The organism is Sinomonas halotolerans (assembly GCF_039615075.1).
Taxonomy (GTDB): domain Bacteria; phylum Actinomycetota; class Actinomycetes; order Actinomycetales; family Micrococcaceae; genus Sinomonas; species Sinomonas halotolerans.
The window spans coordinates 60,292-69,191 of the sequence record NZ_JBDFRB010000018.1 but is presented as its reverse complement, the minus strand read 5'-3'; the positions used below and the strand labels follow the sequence as shown (position 1 = coordinate 69,191).

The following is an 8,900-nucleotide window of genomic DNA, read 5'->3' as shown; positions in this document are numbered from 1 at the left end:
GGTCGGAGGGGGTGGGGGGTCGGAGGGGGTGGGGGTCGGAGGGGGTCGGAGGGGGGAGAGGGTGGGTCGGGGGGTGGGGGCGGTTGGGTCAGAGGGCCTGACGGTAGAACCACTCGATGTGCTCGCGCACTAGGCGGGCCGCCCGCTCGCCCTCCCGCGCCTCCACCGCCTCGAAGATGCCGCGGTGGTGCTCACGCAGGGTCGGGACCACTTCGTCCCACGTGCCGCGGCGGGCCACGGCGTCGTCGATGTAGCCGCGGATCGCCTCGCGCATGGACTCCATCATCGTGCTCACGACGACGTTGCCCGCCAGTGCGCTGAGCGCGACGTGGAACTGGGTGTCGAGGAGGGTGAAGATCTGGGACGGCAGGGCGTCGTCGTCCATGGCCTCGAGGAGGAGCCTGGCATCGTTGAGCTGCTCGGGGGTCCAGGGCACCGAGGCGGCGTGCTCGAGCGACCAGGTCTCCATCATCATGCGGGCCTCGACCACGTCCTTGAGCGGCAGGTGGTGGCTCGCGACGTGCATCCGGAGGGCGACGCCGAGCGCCGAGGACGGGTCCGAGACGACGATGGTGCCCGAGTTGGGGCCCGAGCCCGTGGCGGAACGGACGACGCCCATCACCTCGAGCGTGCGGATCGCGTCCCGGACCGAGGCGCGGGAGATGCCGAACTGCTCCGCGAGGGCGCGCTCGCCGGGCAGCCTGTCGCCGAGCTTGAGCGCGCCGGAGTGGAGGCTGTCCTCGATGTGCCGCAGGACCACATCGTGGGCGCGGCCGGTGGGGGAATCAGGCATGGCTCCATCTTGCCGCACGCGCCGGATACGCCGCGGCGCCCCACGCCAGGGGGCGAGGGGCGCCGCGGGGGAACAGCTGCGCGCTAGGGCAGCATCCAGCCGAGGACCGGGGTGGACTGCAGGAACACCAGGACGCACAGCACGAGCAGCATGCCGACGCTCCAGCCCACGACCTTGCGGAAGATCACGGACTCCTTGCCGTCCATGCCCACCGAGGTCGCGGCGATCGCGAGGTTCTGCGGGCTGATGAGCTTGCCGACCACGCCACCGGTGGTGTTGGCCGCGACCAGGAGTGCGGGGTCGATTCCCGCGTGCTGGCCGGCGGTCTGCTGGAGCTTGGCGAACAGGGCGTTGGCCGACGTGTCCGAGCCCGTCACGGCAGTGCCGATCCAGCCCAGGATCGGGGACAGGAAGGCGAACGCCGCGCCGGTGCCGGCGAGCCACGTGCCGATCGCGATCGTCTGGCCGGAGAGGTTCATGACGTAGGCGAGCGCGAGGACGAGCACGATCGTGAGGGCCGCCTTGCGCATCTTGAAGAACGTGCGGGGAAGGTCGGCGACCGCCTCGGAGAACCGCATGCGGAACATCCCGTTGCCGTCATAGCGGGCGTAGACCGCCGCGATGACGAGGCCGGAGACGAGCAGGAGCGTGCCCGGGCCGGAGAGCCACTGGAAGTTGTACACGGTGGAGGAGAGCGGCTTGCCCTCGGCCGTGACGAGCGCGTCGTGGAGGACGGGCCAGGGGATCTTGATGTCCGTCGATGCGAGCGCCTTGGGCAGGTCGACGCCGAAGCGCCAGAGCTTCGCGGCCGCGAACACGACGATGACGAGCAGGTAGGGGAAGAGCGCGAGCCAGACCCGGGAGCGGGTCAGGACGTCCACGGCACCGGGCCCGCCCGCGTGGACGGTGGGCTCTGCGACACCGAGGCGCTCGCGGGCCTCGGCGGCGCCCCGCGGCTTCCAGAAGCGCAGGAGTACGACGGCGGCACCCAGGCCGGCGAGGGCGGCGACGATGTCGGTGAGCTCGTAGGAGAAGTAGTTGGCGCACAGGAACTGGGCGACGCCGAACACGACGCCGGTCACGAGCGCGGGGAACCATGCGTCGCGGACACCGCGCACGCCGTCGACGAGGAACAGGAGCAGCACCGGCACGAGGAAGGCCAGCAGCGGGGTCTGGCGGCCCACGATCGCCCCGATGTGCTCGGCGGGGATGCCGGTGAGGGCGCCCGCAGTGGTGATCGGGATGGCGATGGCGCCGAACGCGACGGGCGCGGTGTTGGCGACGAGGACCGTGATGGCTGCGCGCAGGGGCTTGAGGCCGATGGCCATGAGCATGGTCGCGGTGATCGCGACCGGGGCGCCGAAGCCCGCGAGGGCCTCGAGGAGGCCGCCGAAGCAGAACGCGATGAGGATGGCCTGGATGCGCAGGTCGCCTCCGCCGATCCGGTCGAAGATCCTGCGCAGGTCCTCGAAGCGTCCGGAGCGGACGGTGATCTGGTACAGCCACACGGCCGTGAGGACGATCCAGAAGACGGGGAACGCACCGAAGACTGCTCCCTGGCTGCCGGCCAGCAGGGCGAGCCCGGCCGGCATCCGGTAGGCGAAGACGGCGACGGCGACCGCGGCCAGGAGCGCCACCGCGCCGGACACCGGGGCCGAACGCCGGAACACCGCGAGCAGCAGGAAGAAGGTCACGAGGGGGATGAGGCCGATGAGCGCGGACACGGCAACACTGCCGGCCACGGGGTCGGTCACGGGTGTGAAGGTCATGCGGGCTCCTGGGAGGAGGGGTGAGGAGGTCGGGTTGGCGGGACTGCGTGGTCCGACCACGTAAGCTAGCACACATTCCGCCGGTTGTGACAAGGGGCACACGCACCCTACTATGGTCCGACCACAGTCTTCCGGCCCTCCGCCCTGCCCGCCCTGCGCGCTGGAGCGGCCGAGCACCGAAAGGACCCGCGATGACGCACTCCGCGACGGCCCCTGCCCACGCCGGCGGTGCCGCCCCCGAGATCCCGGATCTCGCCGTCGAGCTCGCGGCAGTCCTCGGACCCGAGTCGGTCACGACCCGGCCGCTGGACCTCCACGCCAAGGCCCACGACGCCTCGCACTACCACCTCGTCCCGAGCCTCGTCGCGACACCGGGCACCGCCGAGGACGTCGCCGCCCTCCTCGGGGCCTGCACCCGCCACGGCGCCCCGGTGACCTTCCGCTCCGGCGGGACGAGCCTCTCCGGGCAGGCGATCACCGCAGGCGTCCTCGCCGACACGCGCCGCCGCTTCGGCGCCATCGACGTGCTCGACGACGGGCGGTCCGTCCGCGTGCAGCCCGGCGCCACGGTCCGCGCGGTCAACGCCCGGCTCGCCCGCCACCGGCGAGCCCTCGGCCCCGACCCCGCCAGCGAGATCGCCTGCACGATCGGCGGCGTCGTGGCCAACAACTCCTCGGGCATGCACTGCGGCACCGAGGCGAACACCTACCGGACGCTCAAGTCCATGCGCTTCGTGCTCCCCTCCGGCACCGTGATCGACTCGGGGGCCCCCGGCGCCGCCGCCGAGTTCGCGGCCCGCGAGCCCGCCCTGCACGAGGGCCTGCTCCGGCTGCGGCGCCGGATCCTCGCCTCCCCGGACTCGGTCGCCACGATCCGCCGCCAGTTCTCGATGAAGAACACGATGGGCTACGGGCTCAACGCCTTCCTCGACTTCGAGGACCCGCTGGACATCTTCGTCCACCTCGTCATCGGCTCGGAGGGCACGCTTGCCTTCGTCGCGGAGGCGGTCTTCGACACGGTCCAGGTCCAGCCCCACATCGCCACGGGCCTGCTCGTCTTCCCCGGCATCGGCGCCGCGGCCGCCGCCATTCCCGAGCTCGTCGCGGCGGGCGCGAAGACCGCCGAACTCATGGACGCCACGTCCCTGCGCGTATCTGCCCGCCTCGCGGACTGCCCCGAGGAGATCCGCTCCCTGGACCTCCCCGACCCCGCGGCCCTCCTGGTCGAGTTCGCGGCCGGCGAGGCAGGAGAGCTCGACGAGCGCGCCCGCGCGGCGGAGGCCCTCTTCGCCCAGCTCGGCCTCGAGCGGCCCGTCGCCATGACGCGCAGCGCGCGGGAGCGGGCGGCGCTCTGGAAGGTCCGCAAGGGCCTCTACTCGACGGTGGCGAGCGCCCGGCCCTCGGGCACGAGCCAGCTCCTCGAGGACATCGCGGTGCCCGTACCGGCCCTCGCCCAGACGTGCCACGAGCTCGGCGGCCTCCTGTCCCAGCACGGCTACCGGGACCCCGTCATCTTCGGCCATGCCAAGGACGGCAACCTCCACTTCATGCTCAACGAGGACTTCGGCGGCGGCACCGACACGCGCCGCTACGAGGACTTCACCGAGGACCTCGTGGACCTCGTCCTCGGCGCGGGCGGAACGCTCAAGGCCGAGCACGGGACGGGCCGCATCATGGCCCCCTACGTGCGCCGGCAGTACGGGGACGAGCTCTACGCGGTCATGCGCGAGCTCAAGGACCTCGTGGACCCGAGCGGAATCCTCAACCCGGGCGCCGTCCTCTCCGACGACCCCCGCTCCTACCTCGAGAACCTCAAGGTCACCCCGACGGTCGAGGAGGAGGTGGACCGCTGCGTCGAGTGCGGGTACTGCGAGCCCGTGTGCCCCTCGCGCTCCATCACGCTGACCCCGCGCCAGCGCATCACCCTGCGCCGGGACGCCGAGCGTGCCCGCGCCGAGGGCAACGAGGAGCTCGCCCGCGAGATCATGGACGGCTACGACTACGACGCCGTCTCCACCTGCGCGGTCGACGGCATGTGCGGCACGGCGTGCCCGGTGGGCATCAACACGGGCGACCTCGTGCGCCGGCTGCGCGCCGAGGCCGCCGGCCCGGCCGAGTCCGCTGCGTGGAACGGCGCGGCCCATGCCTGGGGCGCCGCCTCCCGCGTGGGCGGCGCGGCGCTGAGCGTCGCGAAGGCCCTCCCCGCCGCGCCGATCGAGGGTGCCACGCACCTTGCGCGCAAGCTGCTCGGGGACGGGATCCCGGCGTACGACGGCGCGCTCCCGGGCGGCGGTTCTGCCCGTCCCCGGCGGCGCGACGCCGAGGCCGAGGCGGTCCTGTTCGCCGCGTGCATCGGGACCATGTTCGGCCCCGAGGAAGGCGGCCACGCCGGCGGCGCCTCCGGTGCGTTCCTCGAGATGTGCGACCGCGCAGGCGTGCGGCTGCGCACACCCGAGGGCCTGGGCTCGATGTGCTGCGGCACGCCCTGGAAGTCCAAGGGCATGACGGCCGGCTGGGAGCACATGCGAAGCGTCGTGGTGCCCGCCCTCGTCGAGGCGACCGACGGCGGGCGCCTGCCGATCGTCGTCGACGCCTCCTCGTGCGCGGAGGGCCTCGCCGTCATGCTCGGGTCCGCGGCCGAGGGCACGGGGCTGCGGGTCGTGGACGCCGTGGAGTTCGCCGCCGGCCTCCTGCCGCGCCTGCCCGTGCACGCCCCCGTGGCCTCGATCGCCCTCCACCCGACCTGCTCGGGCACGATCGCCGGGACCGTCCCGCACCTCGCCGCGCTCGCGGAGCACATCTCCGCGGAGGTATTCAGCCCCCTCGAGGCCGGCTGCTGCGCCTTCGCGGGAGACCGCGGGCTCCTGCACCCCGAGCTCACCGCCTCGGCCACCGCCCCCGAGGCGGCGGGCATCGAGGCGGCCGAGCGCGCCCGCGGGGGCCGGTTCGCCGAGTACGCGTCCACGAACCGCACGTGCGAGATCGGGCTCACCCGGGCCACCGCCCGGCCCTACAGGCACATCCTCGAGCTCGTCGCACAGGCCACCCGCCCGTGACCACGCACGGTGGGCTCCCGCAGCCTGCCAGCCCCCACTGCTACGGTCAGACCACATGGCCCGCCCCCTGCGGCCGGGCCGGAAAGAGGACCCCATGAGAATCGCGCTCTTCGCGACGTGCATCGTGGACGCGATGTACCCGCGCGTCGCCCATGCCACGGCGCAGATCCTGGAGCGGCTCGGGCACGAGGTCGTGTTCCCCGCCGGCCAGGCCTGCTGCGGCCAGATGCACGTCAACTCCGGCTACTTCCGCGAGGCACTCCCCGTCGTCGAGAACCACGTGCGCACCTTCGAGGCCGGCTTCGAGGCGGGGGAGTACGACGTCGCCGTCGCGCCCTCCGGCTCGTGTGTCGCCTCGGTGAAGCACCAGCACGCGATGGTCGCGCGTTGGGCGGAAGAGCGCAGCGGGCACGGCGTGAAGGGAGCTGACAGCACCCTCGCCGCCCGCGCCGAGGCCGTCGGCGCCCGCACCTACGAGCTCGCCCAGCTGCTCACCGACGTGCTCGGCGTGACCGATGCCGCCGCGCAGCTCGGCTCCTACCTCCCCGGCACCATCACATACCACCCCTCGTGCCATGGCATGCGCCTTCTCCGCCTCGGCGACCGGCAGCGCGCGCTCCTGTCCACGGTCGAGGGGCTCGACGTCGTCGACCTCCCCGACGCCGACCAGTGCTGCGGGTTCGGCGGCACCTTCTCCGTCAAGAACGCGGACGTCTCCTCCGCGATGCTCGCCGACAAGGTCGCGAACATCTGCGGCACCGGCGCGGGCGCCTGCGCGGGCGGCGACGCGAGCTGCCTCATGCACATCGGCGGCGGCCTCTCCCGCGAGGGGCGCACGACGGCGTCGGGCGCCCCTGTGCGGACCGTCCACCTCGCGGAGGTGCTCGCCTCGACGCGGGAGAACCCGTTGGAGTCCGACGGCGAGCTGGCCCTCACCGGCCGCGCGGCGGGCACTGAGGGAGGCGCGCGATGACCGCTGTCCCGCTCGGGATCCCGGCGATCCCGCCCCGCGGATTCGGCAACATCTCCGCCACCGAGTCCTTCCCGGACGCCGCTCCGCAGCATCTGGCCAATGGCCAGCTGCGCGCGAACCTGCGCCACGCGACCCACACGATCCGGGACAAGCGCCTGCGCGTCGTCTCGGAGCTGCCGGACTGGGAGGAGCTGCGCGAGGCCGGCTCGGCGATCAAGGCCGAGGCCATGGAGCGGCTGCCCGAGCTGCTGGCGCAGTTCGAGGAACAGTTCACCGCCCGCGGCGGCACCGTCCACTGGGCGCGCGACGCCGACGAGGCCAACGCGATCGTCGAGGGGCTCCTGCGCGAGCGCGAGGCCACCGAGGTGGTCAAGGTCAAGTCGATGGCCACCCAGGAGATCGGGCTCAACGAGCACCTCGAGGAGCGCGGCATCGCGGCCTACGAGACGGACCTCGCCGAGCTCATCGTCCAGCTCGGCCACGACAAGCCGAGCCACATCCTCGTCCCGGCGATCCACCGCAACCGCACCGAGATCCGCGACATCTTCCTGGCGGAGATGCCCGGCGTCGACCCGGAGCTCACGGACGAGCCCCGCCGTCTGGCGATGGCGGCCCGGGCGCACCTGCGCGCGAAGTTCCTCTCGGCGAAGGTGGCGATCTCCGGGGCCAACTTCGGCATCGCCGAGACCGGCACGCTCGGCGTGGTCGAGTCCGAGGGCAACGGGCGCATGTGCCTCACCCTGCCGGAGACGCTCATCACCGTCATGGGCATCGAGAAGGTCCTGCCCCGGGCCGAGGACCTCGGCGTGTTCATGCAGCTGCTGCCGCGGTCCTCCACGGGGGAGCGCATGAACCCGTACACGTCGCTCTGGACCGGGGCCATGCCCGGGGACGGGCCCTCGGACGTCCACGTCATCCTGCTGGACAACGGCCGCACCCGCGCGCTCGCGGACCGGCATGGCCGCTCGGCGCTGCACTGCATCCGCTGCTCGGCGTGCATGAACGTGTGCCCCGTGTACGAGAGGACCGGCGGCCATGCCTACGGCTCCACCTACCCCGGGCCGATCGGCGCGATCCTCTCGCCCCTGCTGACGGGGGTCGAGGCGGAGGAGAACAACTCGCTCCCGTACGCCTCGTCGCTCTGCGGGGCGTGCTTCGACGCGTGCCCGGTCAAGATCAACATCCCGGAGATCCTCGTGCACCTGCGCGGCGAGGACGTCGAGTCCCGCCGGGGCGCAAAGCGGCTTCCCTCGCAGATGGACCTCGCCATGAAGGGCGCGTCCTGGGCGCTGTCCGACGGCGCGCACCTGGGCCTGCTCGAGCGCGGGCTCCCGCTCGGGCGGGCCGCGGCCGGGCGGGACGGCAAGATCTCGAAGCTGCCGGGCCTCGGCGCGGGCTGGACCCAGAGCCGGGACATCCCCGCCCCGCCCGCCGAGTCGTTCCGGCAGCAGTGGAAGAAGCGCGGGAAGGCAGACCCGCAGAAGAACGAGACGCCCGCGACCGAAGGGGAGGCCCAGTGAGCGCCCGCGAGGACATCCTGACCCGAATCCACACGGCCCTCGGCACGGGCCCTTCGGCTCCCACGACCCCCGCCGAGATGGGGGGCTCGTCCGCCGAAATGGGGGACTTGTCCGCCGAGGTGGGGGCCTTGACCACCGAAATGGGGGACTCGTCCGCCGAGGTGGGGGACTCGTCCGCCGAGATGGGGGACTTGACCGCCGAGGCGGGGTACGCCGTGGCGGCCCCGCGGTACCGCACGACGTCGGGACTCACCGAGGACGCGCTGGTCGCCCTGCTCGTGGACCGGCTCGAGGACTACAAGGCCCGGGTCGAGGTCATCAGTGCGGACGGCGTCGCCGAGGCCATCCGCGCGCGGCTCGAGGGCAAGGCGTTCGCCGTCCCCGCAGGGCTCCCCGCCGAGTGGCTCCACCCGAGCCTCGCCGAGCACGCGGTGACGGACACGCCCGAGGCGCCGCTCGGCGTCGTGCGCCTGGACGGGCTTGACGCCGTGGTGACCAGCTCCTCGGTGAGCATCGCCGAGACCGGGACGATCGTGCTGGACGGCTCCCCGGACCAGGGGCGGCGGGCCATATCGCTCGTGCCGGACCACCACGTGTGCGTGGTGCCCGTGGAGAGCATTGTGGGGGTGGTGCCGGAGGCGTTCGCGCGGCTGGACACCACGCGCCCGCTCACGCTCATCTCGGGGCCGTCGGCCACGAGCGACATCGAGCTGGAAAGGGTCGAGGGGGTCCACGGGCCGCGGACCCTGGACGTGCTGATCGTCCGCTGACCCGGTCCGAAGGCCCCTA

General features: G+C 72.9%; 6 protein-coding genes. 4 read left to right on the top strand and 2 right to left on the bottom strand.

Features of this window, described 5'->3' with window-relative positions:
- Window positions 1-88: 88 nt before the first annotated feature.
- The gene (locus ABCQ75_RS14945) at window positions 89-793 is read right to left on the bottom strand and encodes a FadR/GntR family transcriptional regulator (protein WP_345886401.1); all 705 of its coding nucleotides are present in this window, start codon (window positions 791-793) and stop codon (window positions 89-91) included.
- Between the two features lie 83 nt (window positions 794-876).
- The gene (locus tag ABCQ75_RS14940; protein WP_345886399.1) at window positions 877-2,562 is read right to left on the bottom strand and encodes an L-lactate permease; all 1,686 of its coding nucleotides are present in this window, start codon (window positions 2,560-2,562) and stop codon (window positions 877-879) included.
- A gap of 191 nt (window positions 2,563-2,753) precedes the next feature.
- On the opposite strand from ABCQ75_RS14940, the gene ABCQ75_RS14935 reads away from it, so the two are divergent.
- The 4 genes from ABCQ75_RS14935 to ABCQ75_RS14920 all read left to right on the top strand — a co-directional run bounded on the left by ABCQ75_RS14935 (window position 2,754) and on the right by ABCQ75_RS14920 (window position 8,881).
- Window positions 2,754-5,618 carry an FAD-binding and (Fe-S)-binding domain-containing protein gene (locus ABCQ75_RS14935; RefSeq protein WP_345886398.1) on the top strand — a complete coding sequence of 955 codons (2,865 nt, stop codon included), beginning with the start codon at window positions 2,754-2,756 and terminating at the stop codon, window positions 5,616-5,618.
- Between the two features lie 94 nt (window positions 5,619-5,712).
- On the top strand, window positions 5,713-6,591 hold the full coding sequence (locus tag ABCQ75_RS14930; protein ID WP_345886397.1) for a (Fe-S)-binding protein: 879 nt from the start codon (window positions 5,713-5,715) through the stop codon (window positions 6,589-6,591).
- Entirely contained in the window at window positions 6,588-8,111 is a 1,524-nt protein-coding gene (locus ABCQ75_RS14925) for a LutB/LldF family L-lactate oxidation iron-sulfur protein (protein ID WP_345886396.1), read from the top strand. The genes ABCQ75_RS14930 and ABCQ75_RS14925 overlap by 4 nt, the downstream gene beginning before the upstream one ends.
- Window positions 8,108-8,881: a LutC/YkgG family protein gene (locus tag ABCQ75_RS14920; protein ID WP_345886394.1), complete on the top strand. Its 774-nt coding sequence runs from the start codon at window positions 8,108-8,110 to the stop codon at window positions 8,879-8,881. Before ABCQ75_RS14925 ends, ABCQ75_RS14920 begins: the two co-directional genes overlap by 4 nt.
- Window positions 8,882-8,900: the final 19 nt, after the last annotated feature.